22 protein-coding genes and 1 pseudogene are annotated in these 24,725 nt (G+C 39.7%); 11 read left to right on the plus strand and 12 right to left on the minus strand.

The genetic code is table 11. The features are described from left to right. Nucleotides 1–250: 250 nt before the first annotated feature. Complete coding sequence (locus tag NSMS1_RS15990) at nt 251–811, plus strand: LemA family protein (protein ID WP_224085539.1); 561 nt, start codon at nt 251–253, stop codon at nt 809–811. Between the two features lie 2 nt (nt 812–813). Continuing rightward, nucleotides 814–2,820 (plus strand): DUF3137 domain-containing protein, encoded by a 2,007-nt coding sequence (locus NSMS1_RS15995; protein ID WP_224085541.1) that lies wholly within the window; start codon nt 814–816, stop codon nt 2,818–2,820. A gap of 4 nt (nt 2,821–2,824) precedes the next feature. Here the strand turns inward: NSMS1_RS15995 and NSMS1_RS16000 are convergent, their stop codons facing one another. Together NSMS1_RS16000 and NSMS1_RS16005 are read right to left on the minus strand one after the other, a co-directional pair. Next, entirely contained in the window at nt 2,825–4,666 is a 1,842-nt protein-coding gene (locus NSMS1_RS16000; protein ID WP_224085543.1) for a tetratricopeptide repeat protein, read from the minus strand. A gap of 136 nt (nt 4,667–4,802) precedes the next feature. Beyond that, nucleotides 4,803–5,579, minus strand: a complete 777-nt coding sequence (locus NSMS1_RS16005) for an ABC transporter permease (RefSeq protein ID WP_224095247.1) — start codon at nt 5,577–5,579, stop codon at nt 4,803–4,805. A 288-nt stretch (nt 5,580–5,867) separates the two neighbouring features. Between NSMS1_RS16005 and NSMS1_RS16010 the strand changes: the two genes are divergently transcribed. Beyond that, nucleotides 5,868–7,016, plus strand: a complete 1,149-nt coding sequence (locus NSMS1_RS16010) for a DegT/DnrJ/EryC1/StrS family aminotransferase (protein WP_224085545.1) — start codon at nt 5,868–5,870, stop codon at nt 7,014–7,016. 91 nt (nt 7,017–7,107) lie between these two features. Here NSMS1_RS16010 and NSMS1_RS16015 read toward each other — a convergent pair whose 3' ends face one another. Next, complete coding sequence (locus tag NSMS1_RS16015; protein WP_224085546.1) at nt 7,108–7,851, minus strand: DUF561 domain-containing protein; 744 nt, start codon at nt 7,849–7,851, stop codon at nt 7,108–7,110. A 151-nt stretch (nt 7,852–8,002) separates the two neighbouring features. Here NSMS1_RS16015 and NSMS1_RS16020 point away from each other — a divergent pair, with 151 nt between their 5' ends. Both NSMS1_RS16020 and NSMS1_RS16025 read left to right on the plus strand, forming a co-directional pair. Continuing rightward, nucleotides 8,003–8,434, plus strand: a complete 432-nt coding sequence (locus tag NSMS1_RS16020) for an NADAR family protein (RefSeq protein ID WP_224085548.1) — start codon at nt 8,003–8,005, stop codon at nt 8,432–8,434. A gap of 253 nt (nt 8,435–8,687) precedes the next feature. Continuing rightward, nucleotides 8,688–8,999, plus strand: a complete 312-nt coding sequence (locus NSMS1_RS16025) for a hypothetical protein (protein ID WP_224085549.1) — start codon at nt 8,688–8,690, stop codon at nt 8,997–8,999. A gap of 34 nt (nt 9,000–9,033) precedes the next feature. Here NSMS1_RS16025 and NSMS1_RS16030 read toward each other — a convergent pair whose 3' ends face one another. Continuing rightward, complete coding sequence (locus NSMS1_RS16030; RefSeq protein WP_224085550.1) at nt 9,034–9,702, minus strand: class I SAM-dependent methyltransferase; 669 nt, start codon at nt 9,700–9,702, stop codon at nt 9,034–9,036. Nucleotides 9,703–9,859: 157 nt separating this feature from the next. Between NSMS1_RS16030 and NSMS1_RS16035 the strand changes: the two genes are divergently transcribed. After that, a complete protein-coding gene (locus NSMS1_RS16035; protein WP_224085551.1) occupies nt 9,860–10,942 on the plus strand; it encodes a tetratricopeptide repeat protein in 1,083 nt (360 codons plus the stop codon). A 127-nt stretch (nt 10,943–11,069) separates the two neighbouring features. Here the strand turns inward: NSMS1_RS16035 and NSMS1_RS16040 are convergent, their stop codons facing one another. The 3 genes from NSMS1_RS16040 to NSMS1_RS16050 all read right to left on the minus strand — a co-directional run bounded on the left by NSMS1_RS16040 (nt 11,070) and on the right by NSMS1_RS16050 (nt 14,756). Further along, nucleotides 11,070–11,477: a hypothetical protein gene (locus tag NSMS1_RS16040; protein ID WP_317986518.1), complete on the minus strand. Its 408-nt coding sequence runs from the start codon at nt 11,475–11,477 to the stop codon at nt 11,070–11,072. A 309-nt stretch (nt 11,478–11,786) separates the two neighbouring features. After that, nucleotides 11,787–13,694, minus strand: a complete 1,908-nt coding sequence (dxs, locus tag NSMS1_RS16045; RefSeq protein ID WP_224085552.1) for a 1-deoxy-D-xylulose-5-phosphate synthase — start codon at nt 13,692–13,694, stop codon at nt 11,787–11,789. A gap of 378 nt (nt 13,695–14,072) precedes the next feature. Further along, on the minus strand, nt 14,073–14,756 hold the full coding sequence (locus NSMS1_RS16050; protein WP_224085553.1) for an S-layer homology domain-containing protein: 684 nt from the start codon (nt 14,754–14,756) through the stop codon (nt 14,073–14,075). A 348-nt stretch (nt 14,757–15,104) separates the two neighbouring features. Between NSMS1_RS16050 and NSMS1_RS16055 the strand changes: the two genes are divergently transcribed. Together NSMS1_RS16055 and NSMS1_RS16060 are read left to right on the plus strand one after the other, a co-directional pair. Then, nucleotides 15,105–15,362, plus strand: coding sequence for an Asr1405/Asl0597 family protein (locus NSMS1_RS16055; protein WP_224085554.1), 258 nt, complete (start codon nt 15,105–15,107; stop codon nt 15,360–15,362). 66 nt (nt 15,363–15,428) lie between these two features. Then, the gene (locus tag NSMS1_RS16060; protein WP_224085555.1) at nt 15,429–16,091 is read left to right on the plus strand and encodes a (2Fe-2S) ferredoxin domain-containing protein; all 663 of its coding nucleotides are present in this window, start codon (nt 15,429–15,431) and stop codon (nt 16,089–16,091) included. Here NSMS1_RS16060 and NSMS1_RS16065 read toward each other — a convergent pair. The 4 genes and pseudogenes from NSMS1_RS16065 to NSMS1_RS16080 all read right to left on the minus strand — a co-directional run bounded on the left by NSMS1_RS16065 (nt 16,017) and on the right by NSMS1_RS16080 (nt 19,059). Then, a pseudogene (locus tag NSMS1_RS16065) lies at nt 16,017–16,689 on the minus strand (transposase). The gene NSMS1_RS16060 and the pseudogene NSMS1_RS16065 overlap by 75 nt on opposite strands. Nucleotides 16,690–16,777: 88 nt before the next feature. Next, complete coding sequence (locus NSMS1_RS16070; protein WP_224085557.1) at nt 16,778–17,029, minus strand: hypothetical protein; 252 nt, start codon at nt 17,027–17,029, stop codon at nt 16,778–16,780. A 356-nt stretch (nt 17,030–17,385) separates the two neighbouring features. After that, complete coding sequence (locus NSMS1_RS16075) at nt 17,386–17,790, minus strand: endonuclease domain-containing protein (protein WP_224085559.1); 405 nt, start codon at nt 17,788–17,790, stop codon at nt 17,386–17,388. Nucleotides 17,791–17,925: 135 nt separating this feature from the next. Beyond that, complete coding sequence (locus NSMS1_RS16080) at nt 17,926–19,059, minus strand: CobW family GTP-binding protein (protein WP_224085561.1); 1,134 nt, start codon at nt 19,057–19,059, stop codon at nt 17,926–17,928. 178 nt (nt 19,060–19,237) lie between these two features. On the opposite strand from NSMS1_RS16080, the gene cysS reads away from it, so the two are divergent. The 3 genes from cysS (at nt 19,238) to NSMS1_RS16095 (ending at nt 23,656) form a co-directional block, all read left to right on the plus strand. Beyond that, complete coding sequence (cysS, locus tag NSMS1_RS16085; RefSeq protein ID WP_224085563.1) at nt 19,238–20,677, plus strand: cysteine--tRNA ligase; 1,440 nt, start codon at nt 19,238–19,240, stop codon at nt 20,675–20,677. 92 nt (nt 20,678–20,769) lie between these two features. Beyond that, nucleotides 20,770–22,209 carry a TldD/PmbA family protein gene (locus NSMS1_RS16090; protein WP_224085565.1) on the plus strand — a complete coding sequence of 480 codons (1,440 nt, stop codon included), beginning with the start codon at nt 20,770–20,772 and terminating at the stop codon, nt 22,207–22,209. A gap of 100 nt (nt 22,210–22,309) precedes the next feature. Then, complete coding sequence (locus NSMS1_RS16095; RefSeq protein ID WP_224085567.1) at nt 22,310–23,656, plus strand: TldD/PmbA family protein; 1,347 nt, start codon at nt 22,310–22,312, stop codon at nt 23,654–23,656. Nucleotides 23,657–23,683: 27 nt separating this feature from the next. Here NSMS1_RS16095 and NSMS1_RS16100 read toward each other — a convergent pair whose 3' ends face one another. Continuing rightward, nucleotides 23,684–24,529 (minus strand): M28 family peptidase, encoded by an 846-nt coding sequence (locus tag NSMS1_RS16100; protein ID WP_224085569.1) that lies wholly within the window; start codon nt 24,527–24,529, stop codon nt 23,684–23,686. Between the last annotated feature and the right edge of the window lie 196 nt (nt 24,530–24,725).

Below are 24,725 nucleotides of genomic sequence, written 5' to 3' on the forward strand. Positions count from 1 at the left end.
TTTTCAATACTCCCAAAGTGATAATTATTTTAATAATGAGTATTTTTTCTCAATTTTGAACAAAGACATCGGTTAGCCTCAAATACACTTCTTTCAAACTTGACGCATTAACAATAGTGATTTTACAGCCCAAAGCCTGATTTATACTGAGTTCTTTTTAATAAATTCGCAATTTGTTACGAAAAAATACGATTCTACAAAATTTTTATTTATGACATACTTTAAAAAATACTAAATTTTACATGTTACGATGTTACCTTTTATCATAACAATCGTTATTTTGATATTTATTATATTTATTTATTTTTATAACAGGTTAATTTATAAAAAAAATCAAGTTAATAATGCTTTTTCCACAGTTGATGTAATTCTGCAAAAAAGAAGTGACTTAATACCTAATCTTGTGTCATTAGCCCAGATATATATGCAGTTTGAACAGACAACATTAGTAGAAATTAGCCGACTCAGAATTAGAGCTAATTCAAAAAGAATAACTAACAATGAACGAGTTATTTTAGAAGATCAAATTTCTCGAACACTTAATAAATTTATTTTAGCATTAGAAGCTTATCCAGAGTTAAAAGCTAGTGAGCATTTCCTCCAATTACAATACTCATTAACTGAAGTTGAAGAACAACTTAGTGCAGCCAGAAGATTTTATAACAGTGCAGTAACTGAATATAACAATGCAGTGGAAATGTTACCGACAAAATTTATAGCTTCATGGCTTAATTATCAATTAAAAGAACCATTTCGAGCTAATCTATCGGCAATTAATAAAATAAATATGCAGTTAAATACAAACTTATAAATATGCAGGAATTAAATACTTGGCAACCAAAAGAATTATTAGAGGCTATAAACCATTTATTAGAATATCAAAACTATAGTTTAGCATTTCAATGTTTAGAAAATGTTTTTCAAAAAACAGAACCAAACACTAAAGAATATTTATATGCACAAGTATTGCTAATAGATACATATCTCCACAGTGGTCAATTTCAAAATGCAATTAACTTATGTCAAGAGTTAATTAATAGCGAACATCAAACAACCCAAATATTAGCCCAGTTTTATCTTAATCGAGTATCTACAGATATCAGGATTACGAAAACTAAAAACGAGACAGCATCAACACAAATTGCACTAAATCAAGCAGAAGCTGTTCAACTCATCAATACTGGATATCAAGCTTTGACGCAAAAACAGTATCTAGAAGCAATTAAAGCATTAGAAAAATTTTGTCAAAATGCTTCTAAGAATACAAAACAATACTTACAAGCACATCAATGGTTAGTTAAAGCATATCAAGAAAATGGGCAAATTGATGATGCGATCGCTCTTTGTCAAAAACTGCTATTACATGAATATGAAAGCATCCGCAAATGGGCAAGAAAATTATTGTATACAGAATTATTTATAGATAATTTTACTATTAATACACTAATTACAACCTCTAACTTAGAACTTCAGCCACAGCCAAAAGTTACTAAAACTATAGAAGAAGAAACAGTTACTAAGAGATTTATACCAAAAACCTTAAACGAATTTAAGGATTTCTGTCAAAAGCATCTATTACCTGAACTAAAAACATTTGAAACTAGAAGAAAACAAGTTTTATTTTCTATACTTATATCTCACGTAATTTTTTTGACAGCTTTTACTTTCCTATTAAAAGGGTATCCGGTTGTTTTTGCTTATCTTACAGAAAATATTCTGATTATTTACTATGGCACAAAAAATGTAAATATACCTATTACATTTATAGTTTTATTATTTAACTACTTGATATTATTTTTAATATTATTTTGGCTTTGGATAATGTTTTATAGTGCATCGTTGGAAACATTATCAAGAGATTTTAAATTTAAAATCTCCGAGAATATATTTACTTTTGTTAATCAAGATAAAAATTTAACATACATCAGAGCATCTTTACCACAAGACATTCGAGATACGCTATATGCTTTTCAACACAGTCAACTTTTTCAAGGAATCATCAGACCAAATAAAATTAGACAAACCGATTATATCAGTGGCAAATTTAAGGGTGTGAATATTTGTTTTTCCTATATTCGTGCAGAGTTAGAAGTTGAACACTCTTGGACAAAATATTTTGACCTTACATCTTTCGCCAGTTTCCAAGAAGCAGAAATTATTAATTTTGATTCATTTGGAGGGTTCATATTCTCTTGTTTGCGTTTAATATGTTTTTTAACTATTATATTGCCTTTTACAGTCTACATAGTTCTGCTAATTTTTAGGATTATCAAAATCATTCCTTATCTCTTTGGTAGTATTCTTCAAGGAAAAAGCCTCGATTACAAAAAATTTGAATCTGAAGTTTTAAAAAATCAACTCACGCGGACAAGTTTAGTGTTCAAGGGTTTTCTATTTCGTGCTAAGTTTAATAAAACTAGCCAAGCAGCTATCATTGTTCAACCTAAATTGATAAATGCTAATCCTCACTCACTTAATCATTTGAAAAGGCAGATAGTTAAGTTGGAAGATCCAGAATTTGCTAAATATTTTAATGTTTATAGTGATGATCAACTAGAAGCCAGATACATATTATCTCCTAGTTTAATGGAGAAACTGGTTACTTTACGTAAGCAGAAAAATAGAAATATTTATATTTCATTTATAGATAATATGATATACATTGCTATTGAACACGCAGTAGAAGACGATGAACTCGAACCAAACCTATTTAAAAGTATGTTAAGGTTTAGCCCTCTAAAAAATTATTTTGAAACGCTGAACTTTGTTTTAACAACAGTGGACGAGTTAAACCTTGATAAATATATTTGGCAAGATTAATAATTTATATACCTTCTTGATATTGCGCTAACAACTTTGGTAGGTAATCATATCCATCTACGCCAATAATGGCAATTATTCTACTTCGGCTTTGTTGGAGTAAATTTTGAAAAGATTCAACTCCAATTTGTCCCTGTAAAATAGTCAACAACCCTGCTGGTTGTCTCCACTCATTAGAAGCAATTTGTTCCAATAAATACATTCCTAGAGAACCCGTGTAAACAGCTTTCTCCAAATTTAGTAATTGATAGTAAGCTTCTCCTAAATAAGCTAAATTTCGTCCTTGGAGATACAAATCACCAGAAATCTGTGCCGTTTTAAAACCATCCTCAAGATATTTAATCGCATCTTGCGGTTGATTAATTACTAAATATGCAATACCCAAGCTACTAACACATAAAGCCTTACTTTGAATATCGCCTGATCTCTCTGATAACTGTAAACCTTGCTCTAAATAATTAATCGCCATTTCATAGGTTTCTGGTTCTACTTGTTCCAGCTTCTGCGCCTGCATCACTTCGCTGTAACCTAAATTTACTAGGGCGTTAGTCTCTCCAGTACGATCGCCTGCTTGCCTACTCAACATTAATGCTCTTTGACTATAATTTATCGCCTCGGCAAAATCTTGCTCCTGCACATAGGTACGGCTGAGGTGATTGAGATTGGCAATTTCACAAGCGCGATCGCCTGCATTCCTGGCTATTTCCAATGCTTGCTGATGAAACCGAATCGAACGTTGATATTGTCCCAATGCACGCTGCGAATAACCTAAAAGCGTCAAAATTCGCGCCTTTTCTTGCGTTCCCTCAACTCTGCTTAATGGTTCATCTAAATAATCTAAAGCATCCCGTAAATAGCTACCGGAAAACGAGGCGAAAATTCCACCGTATAGAGGAAAATAGGGACGCTGGGTGAAAGTACGCAGGATTTGCAACATAATTTGTGATGAGCCATTGCTGTACTCGGCTTTACCGCCAAAAGCACTGGCTAACTGACTCCACAACACAGCAAAAGTTAAAAAAGTAGAAATCGATAGTTTAGAACCAGCTTGGATATTATAAGTTTGTTGGTCAAACCAGTTCACTAATCCCCGTTGCAAATACTGGAAAATCAGTGCTATTTCCACCCAATCAGCCAGAGTAATATTGCTATGCTGTTCTACAAATGGTACAACCGATTGTTCTACAGCTAGGCTACGAAATAAAGCTTGGGGTATCTCACTATTAACTTTTTTTGCCCAAGTCGCCCAAGGACCGCTTTCCCCTGGTACACCACCAAACCCTAGCGCCTGATTTTGCTCATACATCCAACTTACCAAGCTGTCTTGCAATCTCTGCCAACTTGCTAAACCACGGTTAATCCCTTGTGATATCTGCTCAACCTCTGGAGCAAACTGAGCAAACTGTTGTAATGATTTGGCTAATTGCTGGAGTTGTGGCGAAGTGAAAGGATGCTTGAGATTGGGATCAATAAGCCGTAAAAATGTACCTAATCGCTCATCGGCTGAAGCTGTGGTGATTTCTCGCGCTGCTTGGGCGATCGCTTCTATTACCTTATTTTGTTCTGCATATCTTTGCCATTGACTTTGGATCGTCTTAAGCGCCCGTAAACTCCGGTTTGCCCTAGCCTTTTTCAACTCATCTTTTTCCCCATCCACCTGAGCCTGGATAGCAGTAGTACGATCGCTTAACACTAACTCAAACACTTCCCCCGTCCCAGCCAATATACTCTTTTGCAGCATTTGGTATACCATCTCCACGGAACTAATTTTTCCCTGGAGAGTCAGCTGCACAATTTCATCAATTAAGGCAAGGTAGCGATCGCGCAATGGCAATGAGTCAGACACTTTAGCTAATAGAGAACGTTACGTCAACTTTTATTCTAGTGTAGGGAGTGGGAGATGGGGGAGATGAGGGAGATGAGGGAGAATAACTTTTGACTAACGACTAATGACTAATGACTAATGACTAATGACTAAACAATTACCTTACCAATTGGGCGGCAGAATTGAAAAATTGCCGACACAATCCTTTGGTAATTAACACCGTGGTTAACAAATTAGCAATAGCCACCATGAAGATAATTAAAATCTCATAGGATACAGCGTCAAGAGTACTAACTCCAGCAAGTAACTGTCCGGTGGTAATTCCGGGGATGGCTACCATCCCTACAAGCATCATTTGATTGAGAGTAGGAAGCAATGCGGATCTAATCGCCTCTCTGCGGTACTGGCTGACTGCTTGTGCTGGCGTTGCGCCTAAACTCAAGTGAGTTTCTATTTCTATAGGAAAAGTGTTTACGGAATTGACAAGCCGTTCACCTGCGATCGCGGCTGCATTCATCGCATTCCCTATTACCATACCTGCTAGGGGGATTACATAGCGCGGTTCATACCATCTATCTGGTTGAATGATGAGGAAAGTTGTGTAAAGCACTGTCAGGGCAGTACTGACAAAAATTGAACCCCATACCAAAGGTAATACATAAGGGATTTTCTGACTAATGCGATTTCGGGCGACAATCGCCGTAATTGTCAACATGATCCCTAAAATTGCCAAAACTGCCAAAGGGGTATCTAAAGCAAAAATGAAGTCTAAAATATACCCCAAAACCAATAACTGTAGGATAGTTCTACCAGTAGCGATCGCTAAATTCAACTCCAATCCCAATCTTTCCCATGCCGATAAACCAATAGCAATCGCCATCAATCCCACAGCCATACCCAAATCAGCCAAGTCTAACTTAATTAAATCCTGCATAGTCAATAGTCCATAGTCAATAGTCCATAGTCCACAGTCAATAGCCCATAACTGTTTTGGCCAATTACGAATTACAAATTACAAATTACCACCCTATGTCAGTTGCAGAACAGGCACTCATAACTCACCAATAATCTCAATCTTACCCATAGAATTATTTCAGTAATAATCCTTGTTTGATGCGTATCTAGAGCGACAACATTTTAAAATTTCTTGAAAGAAAAATTTCTACAGTCAAAATTGACAGTTGAAATGTATTCTGTGTATCTCCAGACAAAATGAAAACTCATGATCCAAAGCCTAAGTTCGATCCCAGCCTTTGATATTAAGCAGCAATATACTTCCATAGAAGCCGAAGTGAGTACAGCCGTTGTAGAAGTGCTGGCTTCTGGTCGTTATATTGGCGGCCCGCCAGTGGAAAGTTTTGAGCGACAGTTTGCTGCTTATCATGGCGTGACTGATTGCGTAGCTTGTAATTCTGGTACAGATGCCCTATTTTTAGCCTTACGCGCTTTAGGAATTGGTGCAGGTGATGAAGTAATCACCACGCCCTTTACTTTTGTGGCTACGGCTGAAGTAATTAGCGCAGTAGGTGCAAAGCCAGTATTTGTTGATATCGATGAGACAACATTTAACCTCGATCTACAACAAGTAGAAGCGGCGATTACCCTCAAAACCAAAGCAATTATCCCAGTGCATCTGTTCGGACTGCCTGTAGATATGACAACGCTAATGGCGATCGCCGAGGCTCATAATGTAGCAGTAATTGAAGACTGCGCTCAATCCACAGGCGCAAGTTGGGATGGAAAGAAAGTTGGTAGTATTGGTCATATTGGTTGCTTTAGTTTCTACCCCACCAAGAATTTAGGTGCTTGTGGTGATGGGGGAGCAATTACAACTAATGATCCTGAAATTGCTGCTAAGGTACGGATCATCAAGGAACATGGACAAAGACACCGTTATCAATATGAGGAAATAGGTGTTAATAGCCGCTTAGATGTAATTCAGGCAGTAATTTTACAGATTAAGTTACGTTATCTTGATACTTGGAATCAGCAAAGACAAGCGATCGCTGCCTATTACCAAAAATTCCTCAGTCAAATTCCGGGTATCATTGTCCCACAAGAATTAGCTGGTGGCGTTAGCGTCTGGAATCAATATACTATTCGCGTTATTACAGAAGGACGCAACGGTACAAGCGCCGCACATAGAGAAACAGTACGTAACAGCTTGCAAGAAAAGAAAGTAGGTTCAATGATTTACTATCCCTACCCTCTGCATTTGCAACCAGTTTATCAATATCTTGGTTACAAGCCAGGACAATTACCAGTTGCCGAACAAGCCTGTAATGAAGTTTTATCCTTACCCATGTTCCCCGAACTAACAACCCAACAGCAAGAGCAAGTTATCTATGCGTTGAAGGATATTCTTTGTTAGGGGAGTAGGGAGTAGGGAGTAGGGAGTAGGAAAAGAGTTTTAGATGTTCTCCCTCAATCTCCCTCATCTCCCTGATCCCCCTCATCCCTAACTAGACGATTACACGATCAACGGTTCCCAAAGCTTCTACTAAGCCGCGTACAGCCGCAATCATAGCTACTTCACTATTGAGTTGGTTGATGGCAGAACCGACACCAACACCAGCAGCACCAGCCGCGATCGCCAACGGTGCGGTAACGTTAGAAATGCCGGAAGCACACAATACTGGTACTGACACAGCACGAGAAATTTCATAAGCTGCGGCCAAGGTGGGGGCAGCTTTTTCAATTAACCCCAAGCTTCCGGGGTGGGTAGGCTGGCTGCTAGTACCGCCTTCAGTTTGGATAATATCTGCTCCAGCCTTAACTAGTTCTTCGGCTAACTGTACCTGTTGATCTAGTTTGAGAATGTGGGGAACAGTCACAGATAGGGTAATTTCTGCTAACGAAGCACGGGTTTGTTTTGTTAACGCTAGGACTTCTTCAGCCTCAAATCTGCGTCCTTGAGCGTAGAAAGAATCGAAGTTACCAATTTCAATTAAATCTGCACCAGCCTCTACTGCTAAGACAAATTTTTCTGGTTCTACTGCTGAGACACAAACTGGTAGAGTGATCAATCTTTTAACTAGCTGAACCAAATCAGCATCGGCGGCGATATCTACAAAAGTTGCACCACCCAGTTCAGCAGCTTTTACAATAGCTGCGACGTGATTAGCGTCAAAGTTGTTCAAACCGCTAATTACTTTCAGTACGCGGTGGTTGGTGAATGCACGTTGCAGTGTCGAAGGCATTGCCATAATTATTCTGTTGAAGCTACGAAAATTAGGTTTATTTTACCGCCCCTCAGATGACGACAGCACTAAATTTATCTAAAAAAGAGTGGGCGATCGCCACCGCAAGAAGTACCATAACATTCAAATCGGCGATTTTATCTGAGCATTTTTACCAATGACTATTTATTTCTACACAACTGGCGAACAATACGGTTGTTTTTCTAACTTTTCATCTCACGGATTTGTATTAGATGATTTGTATTGGTTCACCAGTGAACATTACTTTCAATCCCAAAAGTTTTTAGGCACACCTCATGTAGAACAGATTCGTTTAGTAAAATCACCAAAAGAAGCTGCCAAAATGGGACGAGAGAGAACTCGCCCTTTACGTCCAGATTGGTCAGAAGTTAAAGACGATATCATGCGGAAGGCGGTGTTACGCAAATTTGCAACTCATGCTGATATTAAGGAAATTCTGCTGTCAACTGGCGATGAAGAAATTGTTGAGAACTCTCCCATCGATTACTACTGGGGTTGTGGAGCCGATGGTAGTGGTAAAAATATGTTAGGCATAATTTTGATGGAAACTCGTGAAATATTACGCTAAATTAAAAATGTTAAAGTTAAATAATATACCAGTAATTTTGAAGTTTCCAATCATTGTAGAGGCTGATAATTAAGTGATATAATGATTTCATAGCACGAAGATAGTCTATTCTCCATTACAGTGGTAGTAAAAGTTACTAATCTTCGGTTAACACATTCTTAATTTCTGCTCCATATGCTGGCTCACATACACAAGCATATTCTTTTGGAGTACCTTGAGAATATGAGTCTCTATATTTAGGAGTAGAGCAATTATGTTTTCAACAAAAGAGCAAAAAAGATATTGTAAATGGTTTTGGGATGAAACCCTTGGGGGAGAGTTCGATACTTGGGGAACTAGTACCTACTTTATGGAAGTAACGCAGGTAGGGAATGATTTATGTCCTACCCGACAAATAGAGGTTTACGAAAATGGTAATGTCTTATCCTATGATGACAACCATTTTGCTGATAATTACGGGATGTTGTGTGATAAACCTTTAAATAAAGCAGATTTACAAGAATTTGGCATTACAAAGGCAGAATTTGAACAAATTTGGAATACAAAAACACCAATAAATAGATGACCCTGATAAGGTGAAGCTAATCACTATGATGCTTCTAGCTAGGGGAAGTCCAACTGCGTTTAGCAGTCCAATGGCGATCGCTTGACTGATAAATCTGCACACCCACCAACCCTGCTGTTATAATCAATTGACCAACCTCCTCTAAAGTCAGGGCAGCATGGAGGGAGTCACGAAATAATTTTTTTTGATAATCGTCGTATTCGTCACCAATAGTAGATACTAAAGCATCCATAGTTACTTCATCTTCCGGCCGGAATAAGTCACGGATAAAAATGCCGCCATGAGGTTTACAGACGCGCTTGATTTCTGAGAAGAAAGGTAAAGGATCAGGTAAGTGATGAACTAGGCTATTAGAGATAACTAAATCAAACATTCCATCTTCATAAGGTAAACGTTTCGCATCCACCAGTTCCAAACGCAAGCGTTCTTGCAACCCAGCTTGCTGGACATGCTGTGCTGCAATTTGCAGCATATTTTCAGCCATATCAATTGCTATTAAATGCCACTGAGGCTTTTTCTGACATATTAAAACCGGAATACGACCAGGGCCAGTACCCACATCCAAAACTAAACCCTGTCCTTGTGGCCCGAAAGTTATAGCTTCTTCAGCAAAAGCATTATTTATTTCAGTAAAGTCCATTGCATCGTATTCACTAGCTTCTTCCCAGCTATCCATCACTTCCGGCTCTAATTGTCTTTCCATTGCTAATTCCTACATACACCTGGCATAAGTCAAAATTAGCAAGAAAAAGGAAACTAGAGCTAGAGATTATTATTAGGTATTCATTGCACCAATATTGAAACAACCTGGGAATTTTGGGGAACACTAAAGATGTCATCCCAGCTAACAGGAATGGTCAATGTCACACGGTGAAGGGAACAACAACACTAACAACAGAGTTCCTGCGCAAGTTGCCAAATACTTAAAACAGGTAAAGCGCAACACAATTACCCATGAGTTTGGCCAAGGCGTGCCGAAAGAATTACTGACTTCCCAAGAAAACGATAACCATTCATCAGAAGCAGCCAAGTTACTACGGCAAGGAATGCAACAGCAGCAAGCTGGGGATTTGATAGCAGCCATCAAGTCTTTAGAACAATCTTTAGAGATGTTTCAGTTAGCTGGGAATACACAACAGCAACAACAAGTCCTTTCTTTACTGGCATTAATAGCTTACACCTCTGGAGACTATAGAAGCGTTATTTCTTACTGTCAAAAGTGCTTATCTATCAAAGATAAACCAGACCTAACAGTCAAAATGCAGGTATTGTCTCATATAGGTAATGCTTACCGCCATCTCAACGACCATAACAAAGCTAGTGAATTTCTTGAAGCCTGTTTGCAACTAACTCAACAGTTACAAGATAAGCGTAGTCAGGTAGCAGCCTTAAATAATTTAGGATTGGTATACAAAGCCTCTGGTAATTTTACTCAAGCGATAGAGTATCAAGAGCAAAGCCTGAAAATTGTCCAAGAACTCAAAGATAACTGGGGAATAGAACAGGTTTTGAAAAATTTGGGCAATACTTGGTATGCTTTGGACAACTACCCAAAAGCGATCGCCTACTACGAAAAATGTGTCAAAATCTCACTTAGCCTCAATAATCCTCGTAGTGCGGCTCAAGTATTAAAAAATTTAGGGAATGCTTGCTATGCAATAGGTGATTATGCCAAAGCAATTAAATATTATGAAAAACGTTTGCAATTAGCTAGAGAACTCAAAGATCAGCGTAGTGAAGAACAATCTCTTGGTACTTTAGGAGTTGCTTGTGAAGCTCTAGGAGACCACAGCAAAGCCATAATATATTATGAAGCACGCTTGTTGTTAGCTAGAAGCCTTAAAGACAAGCGGATTGAAGAACAAGCTCTCGCTAGCCTTAAAATTGCCTGCTATGCGTTAGGAGATTACGCCAAAGCAATGCAATATCAACAAGGGACGTAAATAATTACTAATTCGTAACGATGCTCCGCCCCGCTACGCTAACGTAATTCGTAATTAAAGAGGGTATAGCAAAATACCCGACTTATGAAAAAATCGGGCATTTATAATCTATGCTTTTACCGTTTAATTACTTGTTAAAAGCGTCTTTGATGTTATCAATAGTACGCTCAACGGCATTGAGGTTGTTGTCTACTGCTCTTTCTGTACGCGCAGCATCTTCGTCGGCTCTTCTTTGAATGCGAGACGCATCTTTGTTAGCTTTGCGCTCTACAGCACTACCAGTTTCGTCTGCATCATTGACACGGTTAGCATTTGATCTAGCTGCATCTTTAACTGTAGATTTTGTGTCGCGGATGAACTCTTTGGATTTTTCGCGTAAACCTTCGGTAGCGTCAGAAGAGGCGATTAAATATGTAGAGGTTCCAGCCATCGCTGAGGTATTAGCGAAAAATGTACCTTGCCAAACGAAAGCGATCGCAGATAAACAAAATACGGCTGTAGCTATCCAACGTCCTAAACCTGAGAACTTTTTCATAAAATTATTCAGTTCCATAGAATCATTAAGCATTCTATTTTTACTGTATCTAGCTCATCAGCCATATCGTTCTCTAGGCTGAGGTTTGATTGTCAAAAGTGATTAGATAAAATCGCTCTTTTAATAGATTGATTGAATAAACTCGATATTTTAAATTAGTTTTATTTACAGATTTTAATATATATAAACCTATAAGTTTTTTTATGTATAAATTTAAGTAACTCTATAGTTATAAATATAGGGTAGGCATAATGCCCACCCTAAAAAATAGAGAATTTCCTTTGAGAAAATCTCCATGTCAAAACAGAATTAACCTACAGTAGATGGTTGCTTCTGAAAGTAAGCTTCTATTACTCTTTCTGCAATTTGACGACCAGTTAAGCCTAATTCTGCCTTAGATTCTTCTGGAGTAGCGTGTTCCACCAACACATCAGGAATACCGATGCGCTTGATAGGAACTAAAACATCAGCATCTAATAAGGCTTCTGCAACTGCGGAACCAAAGCCGCCCATGACACACCCTTCTTCGAGGGTGACGACTTTGCCGATTTTCTTAGCCAAAGGCAGAATTAATTCTGTGTCCAAGGGTTTCACAAACCGAGCATTAATTACAGTTGCTTCAATGCCATGTTCACTGAGAATTTCCGCCGCCTGCATACTGGGGTAAACCATTGTGCCGTAGCCAATGAGTAACACATCGTCACCGTTGCGGAGAATTTCGCCTTTACCGATTTCCAAAGGTTCCCAACCTTCTTCCATCAGAGGGACACCATAGCCATTACCGCGAGGGAAACGCATAGCGATCGCACCATCGGTATAGTTAATACCAGTGACTATCATGCTTTGGAGTTCGGCTTCGTCTTTAGGAGCCATCAGCACAATGTTGGGAATGCAGCGCAGATAGGCAATATCATACATACCTTGATGGGTGGGGCCATCAGAACCCACAATGCCAGCCCGATCCAAACAGAAAAATACTGGTAAATTTTGGATACAGACATCATGGATAATTTGGTCGTATGCCCGTTGCAAGAAAGTAGAGTAGATGGCGGCGACGGGACGCATCCCTTCAGTCGCCAACCCCGCAGCTAGAGTGACAGCGTGTTGTTCAGCGATACCCACATCAATATATTGATTGGGCAGTTTGGCTTGCAACTTATCTAAACCTGTTCCTGTCGCCATAGCCGCAGTAATCCCGATAATTTTCGGGTTTTGTTCGGCAAGCTTCACTAGGGTATGAGAGAAGACTTTGGCATAGGAAGGAGGTTTGGGTTTGCTGGAAGGAATTGCTTTACCAGTTGTCAGATTAAAAGGAGTTTGGGCGTGATAGCCTACTTGGTCTTTTTCGGCGAGTTCATAACCTTTCCCTTTAGTTGTGGCTACATGAACTAACACTGGTCCAGCTATTTGGTGTGCTTGTTGGAATGTAGCAATCAATTCCTCTAAATTATGCCCATCGACTGGCCCCATGTAGGTGAAGCCCAGTTCTTCAAACACAGCACCCACTTTGGGAACAGCCAACCGCTTCATCCCTTCCTTGATTCGTCCTAGTTCGGGAGACCAAGTTTCGCCCACGAAGGGAATGTGTTTAAACTGTTCCTCAAAATTATCCTTGATAAACTGCACCGGAGGACTGAGGCGCATTTTGTTGAGATAGCGAGGAATTGCCCCAACGTTGGGAGAGATAGACATCTCATTATCATTGAGAACAACTAGGAGGTTGGTTTTAGGCAAGTGTCCAGCGTGGTTGATGGCTTCCAACGCCATACCGCCAGTTAATGCACCATCACCTATCACCGCAGCGACTTTAAACTTTTCCCCATTCATATCTCTGGCTAAAGCCATGCCCAATGCGGCGGAGATGCTGGTGGAAGCATGTCCTGCACCAAAATGATCAAATTTATTTTCACCACGTTTGAGATAACCAGCAATTCCATCTTTTTGTCTGAGGGTGTGGAAGTTGCTGTAACGCCCTGTAATCAGTTTATGGGGATAAGCTTGGTGTCCTACGTCCCAGATAACTTTATCCCTGTCTAAATCTAGAGTCTGGTAAAGCCCCAGTGTTAACTCGACAACACCCAAGCCAGGCCCCAAATGTCCACCAAATTCGGCTACTGTTTGTAAATGTTTATCTCGAATTTGACGGGCGATTTGTTGCAGTTGCCGGATAGATAGACCGTGCAGCTGATTGGGATGTGTGATTTCACTCAGATGCATATTATAGGGTTTTCCTCTCTAATCTCTACTTTTGGTATTCTGATTCTCCCACGGTCGGGTAGCCCAGAAAATTGAACTGTTACTAAGTAGCAATCTAAAATGTATTTACAAATGATGGGTAATTAAGCACTAGGCTTTAAGCATTTTTTACTAGTAATTACGCCTTATACCCTACACCGTAAAATTACTTTAAAGAGTGTAATTAGATTCATTTTGCAAAAATTACCAAGTTGTTGATGATTGTGATCAATTCCTCGTTGGGGTGGTCAATAGTCAACAGTCCATAGTCTAAAGCCCATAGCCCGTAATCAAAAATTGATTAGTATTGGCTATGTCATATTTTTAGTTTTGCTTTGGGGTTTTTACTTAATTATATAACTAAGGTAATTGTGGACTGTCGGTAGTCGTTGGAACTACTGGTGTTTCTGGTTGTTGTTGTTGTCTTTGCAAATATTTACTCAGCAAATAAGCCATGTCTCCACGAGTCATAGGTTTTAGTGGGGATATGTTATTCTGAGCATCAGTGTTGATAAATCCTTCTGTGACTACAGTGGCGATCGCTTTTCTCGCCCAAGGGGGAATAGATGCGGCATCAGGATAAGGCGCAAGTGTTTCGTTAACAGCATCATCAGAGAATTGAAATACACCATAGGCTTGAGCAAAAATCGCTAAAGCTTCCGCCCTTGTCACCCGTTGGTTAGGGAAAAACAAATTCCCCCGATAACCTTTCATCACATCCGTCTTCAAAACTGTCTGAATATCTTGATACGCCCAATGAGAACGGGGTACATCTCCAACTGAGATGGTTTTCGACTGGTTAGCGGCTTCTTGTTTATTCAGACGAAATGCTTTCACCAAAATAGAAGCTAGTTCAGCACGATTAATCAGCCTTTCTGGATAGAAATTACCATCAGTCGAATTAGTCATCAAATTGGCAGCAATTACCTGTTGTATCGCTTCCGATGATACGCCCCCAGTATTTTCGGTTACTTGAGCTTGAGCCACTACTGGAAAGCCTTGGAGTATCACTACCAATGAAAGGGTGCTTAGTAAATGCCGCATAGTTCTTACCTAAGATAACCAAAACTAATTTAGCAAGTGAATGTTGGGTTGTGAGTTGTGTTAGCGGTAGCGGGGCGTTCAGCCCGTGCTGAGAAATTTTGAATTTTGAGTTGATACACCACGCATTGACGCATTTCCACCCAGCTAAGTGTCCTATTTTCCAGATGAAGGTTTTGGAGGACAAAAGATTATTGAGAAATTTTTGAAATTTTTTTGTGAAACTAACTGAGAATTGTTTGCACTTAGGATATGCTAGTAACAGATGCTCTACTCTTAAAGATTCTCAATACTTGAGGAGTAGAAACATCATATTTACTGCAAGTTGGTTGTGCTTTGAGGGCTAGTCGCTTGAAACCGTTCAGTTCCGAAGTAGATGAAAAGTCTGTTGTAGAAGTAAATTGGGTAGATCGTTGGCTGGTATATCAGCGTCTACAGGAATTAGAGATTCCCTGTTGCTGTGAAGCTAATCAACCGTTAAAAGTTGAAGTTGTCAACCCTACGACAGTTGTTCAACTTTGGAGCGTGATGAGACAATTTACTTCTTCTCGCCAAGATTTAATTTACTCTCTTGAGATTTGTTGGCAAAGCCGCTATCCACATTCTTAATTAGTGGCTGCAATGTGTCTCATTTCATAACTCAGGCTTACTTTAGTTAATCAGAGGTGAAAGAATATGGGTGTATGTAATAGTAAAAATGTATCAGAGTTTTGCCTTGAGGGTAGATTTATTGAATTTGTTATTAAAGATGGCTATAAGCTTAAAGGCTTGTTATTACTCACTGCTGATGGTGAATGTTACGTTAAACTTGCCAAGCACTTAAGATTTACTTTTGATTTACGCTTACCTGCTGGTACTTTGTTACAAGTCGTTGGTCAAAAGAAGTATGATGCCAAAACTGGTGAAGTGACATTTAAAGCTGAACGTGTGATGGCGGCTAGAGGGGAAACACAAAAAGTTCAGACTATATCACCAATTAAGCAAGTGCCAGCTATGGAAAATACTGCCCCAAAACCAAATAAGGCAAAAGCAACGATTTTGGTATGTCAAAAGTCCGATTGTATGAAACGCGGTGGTAAAGCAGTGTGCCAAGCATTAGAAGCTGCTTTAAGCGATCGCGGTCTTGAAGACCAAGTTACCATTAAAGGTACTGGCTGCATGAAAAACTGCAAAGCTGGCCCTAATTTAGTGATGCCAGATAAAACTCGCTACACCCGTATTCAAGCCAGCCAAGTTTCATCTGTAATCAATACCTTAGCCAATTTACGAGGGTTCAACACCTGTGGAAAGGGGATGAATAAGTCCCAAAGAAGTGAGCTTGGCAAAAATTTGGGCTAATAAAATAGAGTCAGGCTTTTGAGGAAGTATTTTTAACATTTCATGAAAATATCGAAAACCCCGGTAATAAGCTTTCAGGTCAATAATGCCAGAACCAGGATTATGTTTACGGAAATCAGCCAGGAGATGATGGGATAAATTAACCATAAAGAAGGCGAGATTAGCAGCGTTAGTCACAGCAGTTTGACTCAGATTCATAAAATCTTCCAACCCCCAGAATTGTTTAGCATCCCGAAAATTAAACACGAGAGTGGAAACGTAGCTTGTAATAATCAATAATTTTCTCAAATGTCAAGTCTAGGTCGCTGGAAAATAAAATTACATGGCTAGCCGTATTGGTCTTAAGATTAGTTTTGACCAAAATAACTACATGTTTACGAAAAAACAGCCAAAACAATGTTGCCCAAGGTATGACTGTAGAGAAAAATCTCCCCATCGTCCGATAGCTACCACCTGTATCTGTCCAACGTGCAATTCCCAACATCGTGACTCGACCACTCATTGCTAACATTGCCAGGATAATTTGGTTCAACTGCCGCATCGTTGTCGCGTTTATCTGCGGTAGCAGGCATTGCAAGAGTGATAAGATGTCCGGCATGGGCTAAATCGTAGTTTTTGAGTTGTCGTTTGGCAAGACCATGCGATCGCACTCTCTGCGATGGTATTGGTAAAAACTAGCTTTGTGGTCAGAAATCAATAACGGTGATCGCACTTTTGGTAATTTGGCGGGGCGATCGCTGACAAACAAGAAACAATGCAATTCTTAAAATAGGCGATCGCACGTATGAGCAATCAAAATTGCTGAAGTTCCCTCTCCTTTGCAAGGGGAGGGTTAGGGTGGGGTAATGTGATTTGAACGATAATTTAGCCAAACGGTCACGAAATACTTCACTCTGTACTAGGACAACATATAGTTCAAAGCTATAAATGGAGTTCAAAAAACTCAAAACTTAATTACAGCAAGGAACATAGTCAAATAGTTCATTTGTACCGTACCGTAATGAGAGAGAAATAAAAATTCAGATTTCAGGCGATCGCTTTATCACTCAATTTTTGGCGAAACATATTTTTGAACCATATTGTGGACATTTTGAATTATATTTTGACCGAAAGTTTAAAATTTTCGACTAAATTAGTGTGTCTTGCTCGGCATTTTTTACCACATCTAAAAATAAAACTTTTGGTCGTATTATGGTTCACATTTAAAACACGCGGACATAATTTGATTCATAAAGCTAAGTTATTGATTGGCTCAAAAGCTTGAAATTACGTTAACTTTTAGTCACGTTATGGTTCAAAATTTGGTCACGCAGGGGGTAAAATCACAGGTAATCTGCCGCAATTGGCAAACTGTTTGTGCAATCATTGCGATCACACCTTCCAACTCTTGATAAACCTGTTGATTTGTAAACCTCAAAAAACGAGTTCCCTTAGATTCAAGAAAACATTGTCGTTCATAATCACAAACCTGCGCCCCTGCTTGAAAATGACTATCACCATCAAGTTCTATAGCAAGTTTTAATTCAGCACAATAAAAATCCACAACAAATACATCAATGCTGTATTGTCTACGAAATTTAAAACCATCAATTTGTCGATTTCTCAACTTGTCCCACAGAATCTTTTCCGCAGGTGGCATATTATTACGGAGCGATCGCCTTTTTTCTTTTTGTGAGGTTTTGTTATAAAGTTCTGTCACAATACTTAGTTTCAATATGCCTAATATTAAATTACCCCCCTTAATCCCCCCTTGCAAAGGGGGGAAACTAGAAATTCAGTTCCCTCCCCTTTGCAAGGGGAGGGTTAGGGTGGGGTATTTTTCATCCATATATCTCTATTTCCCAAAACCCTTACCGCGATTGGTTGAAGGAAGACACAGACAGTTTTCTAATTGAGTGAGTAAGGTTTCACGGTCTAAGTTTTGCCCAATTAATACTACTTGGTTTTTTGGTGTACCTTTCCACTCCTCATCATCTAAGGTAAAGCGTTTACCGCACAGGTGAAAAATGTGGCGTTTGGGACTTTCATCAAACCACATAATACCCTTAGCGCGGAAAATATTTGTGGGTAGTTGGTTATCTAGAAAATACTGGAACTTCCTAATAGAAAATGGCTTATCACTTTGGAAGGATATCGATGTGAAACCATCATTTTCTAAATGGTGCGAGTGGTCATGGTGGTCATGGTCGTGATGGTCATGACCGCAAGTTGAATGAACATGGTCATGGTCGTGATGGTCGTGACCGCAGGCTGAATGGTCGTGGTGGTCGTGGTGGTCGTGGTGGTCGTGACTATGAGTATCGACTGTATCAAAATACTTGTCAGACTCAAACAGACCAACACTTAAAATTAAGGGGAGAGGAACTTGCGATCGCTTCGTCCTTAATATCCTTGCACCTTCCTTGACTTCATTGATTTTTCTTTCCAATTCATTCAAGGTAGCTTCATCGACCAAATCTGTTTTATTCAACAGAATCACATCACCGTAGGCAATTTGACTATATGCGGCTTGTGAATTAAATAAATCTAAACTGTAATTCGCTGCATCGACTACAGTGATAATCGAGTCCAAACGGGTTAAATCCTTCAACTCTGTACCCAAAAATGTCAGGGCTACTGGTAAAGGGTCTGCTAGTCCAGTTGTTTCTACAACTAAGTAATCTAGCTTTTCTTCCCGTTCTAAAACTTTATATACCGCATCAACCAGGTCATTATTAATAGTGCAGCAGATACAACCATTATTTAATTCCACCATGTTCTCATCAGTGGAAACAATTAACTCGTTGTCAATGCCGATTTCCCCAAATTCGTTGACCAAAACGGCGGTTTTTAAGCCTTGTTGATTGTTGAGAATGTGATTAAGTAAAGTTGTTTTACCACTACCGAGAAATCCAGTAATAATTGTTACTGGCATTCCTTGTTTCGGAGCATCCATAGGTTGAGAATTTTGAGTAACTGCTGATTGCATAGCAAGAAAATCGCAAAATTAGAACAAATAAAAGAACTTTTGGGGCAACTGCTTTCCAGCAGAATGGCAAAATGGTAGCGTAGATTGTCTAGAAAACACTAGCATAGGGATACTCGGCACAAGTCCGAGCTGCTTAACCCTATTATTGCTTATCTTCTTATTTCAGCATTACTCTGTTATGGCACTAACTGTTTACAATACCCTCACCCGTCGTCAAGAACCCTTTAAGACAGTCGAACCCGGCAAGGTTAAGATGTATTACTGCGGCGTGACGGTTTACGATTATTGCCATTTGGGTCATGCTAGAGCTTGCATTGTCTGGGATGTGGTACGGCGTTATTTGCAATTCCTGGGCTATGAAGTGCGCTATGTACAAAATTTTACCGATATTGATGACAAAATCCTCAACCGAGCGCGGCAAGAAAATTCCTCAATGGAGGCGGTAGCAGAACGCTTCATTAAGGCATATTTTGAGGATATGGCACAGCTAGGGATTAAAGAAGCCGATGAATATCCCCGTGCTACTCATACAATCAACGGCATTCAACGCTTAATTCACGAGTTAGAAAATAAAGGCTTCGCTTATCCCTCGCAAGGCGATGTTTACTACGCAGTACGGCAATTTGCTGAGTATGGCAAGCTTTCAGGACGCAGACTGGAGGATATGCAGGCAGGTGCAAGCGATCGCGTCAATGTAGATGATCCAGAATATCAGAAAAAGAAAGACCCTTTCGACTTCGCTCTGTGGAAAGCAGCTAGACTTGGAGAACCTTCTTGGGAATCACCTTGGGGTGCAGGTCGTCCAGGTTGGCATATAGAATGCTCGGCAATGGTACGCGATCGCCTGGGTGAGACAATAGATATTCATGCTGGTGGTGCTGACTTAATTTTCCCCCACCACGAAAACGAAATCGCTCAATCAGAAGCCGTTACAGGCAAACCTCTAGCAAACTACTGGCTACACAACGGTATGGTCAAAGTTGATGGGGAGAAAATGTCCAAATCCTTGGGCAACTTTACCACCATCCGCGATTTACTAGAACGGGGCGTTGATCCGATGGCGATGCGGTTATTTGTGCTAACGGCGCAATATCGTACCCCAATAGATTTTACCGATGAAGCGATCGCAGCTGCTACCAATGGTTGGCACACAATCAAGGATGGCTTATTGGCTGGTTGGCAATTAGGAAATGGGAAATGGGAACTGGGGAATGGAATATCTAATACCTATGTTGAGCGTTTTACAGAAGCAGTCAATGACGATTTTAATTTCCCTGGTGGGTTAACAATATTATTTGAGTTGGCAAAAAAACTCCATCGTGAAAGAAACATCCTAGTGCATGGAGGAAAGACAGAAACACCGATAGAAGAATTAAAAATACAATGGCAAACTTTGGTTACTTTAGCTAACGTTCTCGGTTTAACCGCGCAGCCAGAAATACATAAAAATGGGCAAGATGGTTTAAGCGATGCGGATATAGAAGATTTAATTCAGCAAAGACAAGCAGCGAGAAAAGCCAAGAATTTTGCTGAAGGCGATCGCATTCGTAACGAACTACAAGCTAAAGGTATTACCCTAATTGATAGCCCTCAAGGTACGCGCTGGCACAGAGGTTAAAAGAAACTGGAAAAAGCAGAGAGCAGAGGAGCAGATAAGATCATCACTCCCCCATTACCAATTACCAATTACCCAATCCCTAGATTATTGTTATGTGGTCTGAACTGATAAAAGCGATCGCTAGTTTTAAAATACCTGCTGATTGGATCGGTATTAGAGTAGTTAAAGAAACTGCTGCTCATCATTATGTGCGTGATGGTTTGCCTCAACATAATGGTAAATCAAGCACCATTGGAGCCATGTTAGAAGTTTTGGTAAATGGCTCTTTCGGTTATGCTGCTACCAATTCCCTAGAATTAACATCACTGCAAGCGGCGGCGGAAATTGCTTACAAACAAGCCCTAGCTGCTAATCAGTGGTACATTTATCCCTTTGGTGTTAGCGAACGTCCCAAAGTAGTGGGTGAGTATAATTCACCTTTTGTAGAACCCTTAAATGCCCTCAGTCCTGGGGAAATTAATGATTTGTTGGTGCGGATTTGTCACACTTTAAAAGTAGACGACAAAATTGTCCAAACCACTGCAAATGCGGCTACTAGCGAAAAAGAGAGTTGGTTTGTTAGTAGTAATGGTTCTGAGGTATATCAAAAGTTTGTTTCTATCGGAACACATTATGGAGCGATCGCGCAAGATGGAGCGATCGTTCAACAACGGACTAACAACGGTTCCCAAGCAAACTGTTACCAAGGCGGAATTGAATTATTACAACAAAACCACCTATGGCAAAGGGTACGACAAATTGGCGAACAAGCGATAGAATTATTATCTGCCGAAGAATGTCCAACCACCCGCACCAATTTGGTTTTAGCCCCAGACCAAATGATGTTACAAATTCATGAAAGTGTGGGACATCCCTTAGAACTTGACCGAATTTTAGGTGATGAGCGTAACTATGCTGGTGGTAGCTTTGTCAGCACCAGCGATTTTGGCAACCTCAGCTATGGTTCGCCATTGATGAATATTACCTTTGACCCCACAGTCATCGGTGAATATGCCAGCTATGGATTTGATGATACAGGTGCAGTGGCTACACGGGAATATTTAATCAAAGAAGGCGTTTTGCAAAGGGGTTTAGGCAGTTTAGAAAGCCAAGCTAGAGCGAAAGTTCCGGGGGTAGCCTGTGCGCGTGCTTCCTCATGGAACCGACCACCAATTGACCGTATGGCGAACTTAAACCTAGAGCCAGGTAACGCCAGCTTTGATGAGATGATTAGTAACATAGAACAAGGCGTATATATGGAATCTAATCGTTCCTGGTCAATTGATGATCGCCGTTATAAATTTCAATTTGGCTGTGAGTATGCCAAACTCATCGAAAATGGTAAACTCACCAAAACCCTGCGTAATCCCAACTATCGAGCCACTACACCAGAATTTTGGCACAGCCTCATCCAAGTCGGTGATAATTCCAACTGGGAAATGTACGGCACACCATTCTGTGGCAAAGGTGAACCTAATCAATCAATTTGGGTAGGACATGGTTCACCTGTTTGTGTATTTGCTAATGTAGAGGTTTTTGGAGGTGGGAGTTAAATAATTCAAAATTTAGAATTCAAAATTGTTTGTAGTAGGCTTTTAATGCTTATTACAAACTACATTTTTCACTTATCATACATTATTATTTTCTACATCTATGAAGCTTGAGGATATATCTACTTTAGAAGTTAGTTTTAATCAATTATTAGAAACACTGCTAATTAAGAAAGCAGAAAATGAACAATTTACCGTTTCACTAAATAGTGAACGTAGTCAATTTATCCGGTTTAATCAAGCCAAAGTTCGCCAAACAGGTTTTGTGGCTGATGGTTGGATTCAATTAACTCTAATTACAGATCAATGTAGCAGCTTTCGCCAGTTTCCTTTTACTGGAAATTGGGAAAAAGATTGGCAATCAGCATACCAAGCTTTGCAGGAATTGCGTAGTGAACTACCTTTACTACCAGTTGATCCATATTTGGTAGTACCATCAGGAAATAACACCAGCCGAGAAATACATACAGGAAATATACTCCCAGCAGAATCAGTAGTAGCGAATGTATTGGAACCAGTAAAAGAATTAGATTTTACTGGCATATATGCTGGGGGGGTAATTATTAGAGCTTATGGTGATTCCAGTGGACAAAAACATTGGTTCGCTACCGATTCCTTCACTTTAGATTATTCTTTATTTATTACTTCTGGGCAAGCTGTTAAAGGTACATTTGCTGGCAGTGATTGGAATCCAGAAGCTTATGCAGCTAAAATTAATGAAGGTAAACAGCAATTAAAACTTCTCTCTACTCCTGCAAAACAATTAGCAAGAGGACAATACAAAACTTATTTTGCTCCGGCTGCTGTGGCTGATTTAGTGAGTATGCTTTCTTGGGGTGCAGTTAGTGAAGCAGATATTCAACAAGGTAATAGTGCGTTAGCTATTTTATCGCGTAAAGATAAACAGCTTTCCCCTTCGTTGAGCATTAAAGAGAATTTTCAACGGGGATTAGTACCTAGATTTAACAACTTAGGAGAAATGGCTCCTCCAGAATTACCGATAATTGAAAAAGGAATTTTAGTTAATAGTTTAATTAGTTCTCGTACAGCTAAGGAATATAACAAAACTTCTAACGGTGCGAGTAGTGAAGAAATGTTGCGTGCGCCAGAATTAAGTCCGGGAAATTTAACTTATGCACAAATATTGCCGAGTTTAGATACAGGGTTATATGTCTCTAATTTACATTATTTGAATTGGAGCGATCGCCCCACAGGTAGAATTACAGGTATGACCCGTTACGCCTGTTTTTGGATAGAAAACGGTGAAATTGTCGCCCCCATAGAAAACTTACGCTTTGACGAAAGTTTATACCGCTTCTGGGGAGAAAATCTAGTAGATTTAACCGATTTTCAAGAATTTATTCCCGAAGTAGGCAGCTACGAAAACCGTCATATAGGAGGTATTATGACTCCTGGAATGTTAGTCAACGATTTTACTTACACTTTATAGTGTTTTGTATGAGTGCGGCTGTGAAAGTTACAGCCGCCTGATAGCCACTTCTAAGCCTTTACATACCCCTGTGAGAAAATCTAAATCTAGAGTGGCGATCGCATCACTCGCTTTATGATAATGAGGATTCCGCATAAAGGCTGTATCCGTCACCATCATTGCTGGATAACCCACATCCCAAAACGGTGCATGATCACTTTGTCTAGTTTGGCGCACAATCAAACCCCGATTTGGTACTGGTAGCCACTGACTTGATACTCCCGCTTGGCGGATGCGACGACTCATGCTGATTAAATCTGGTATGGTGCGTAAATTACCAATTAATGCAATAAAATCTCCTGTATTGGGGTAAAACTTTTCCAACGGTGATGGATATCTCTGCGAACCTGGGGTGAAATCACGATATCCCAACATTTCCAAAGACATCATCAAGCGTAAAGGCTGCTGTTGCTGACGTAATAAAGCTGCATAATCAGTGCTACCCAACAAACCATATTCTTCCATATCAAAAGCCACCAACCGCAACGGATACTTGGCTGGCGTAGCCGCAAACATTTTTGCTAATTCCAATAAAACCACTACACCTGTAGCATTATCATCAGCCCCTGACGTTCCTGGTACAGCATCATAGTGCGCACCAATTAAAATAGGTGGTAGTTGTTTTTTTCCAACAGCTTGGGACGGTAAATTGAGAATGAGATTTTTAAAAGATTTATTACCTACTTCAAAGGTGTGGATTTCCACACTTCCCAATTGGGACAATTCTTGACGAATGTATTCTTGGACAAAAAAATGTCCAGCCGTCGCTAGATAAGGGTCACGTTCTCGTGCTATCTGCGTTAAGTGATGATGTAATCTGGCTTTTAAATTCACCTATGTATTAGTGGTCAGTGGTTAGTAGTCAGTAGCTTTCATATATTCTAAAACCACATACACTAGTTATGAGTATTAGATCAGTTATCAGGTTATGTTGACTGTTAAACTTTTATCCAAAACAACTGACAACTGACACACTTAGTAATTAAGGAGAGGGTGGATATCCCAACTTGAAGATGCCAAAAAGTTCACA

The organism is Nostoc sp. MS1 (genome assembly GCF_019976755.1).
GTDB lineage: Bacteria > Cyanobacteriota > Cyanobacteriia > Cyanobacteriales > Nostocaceae > Trichormus.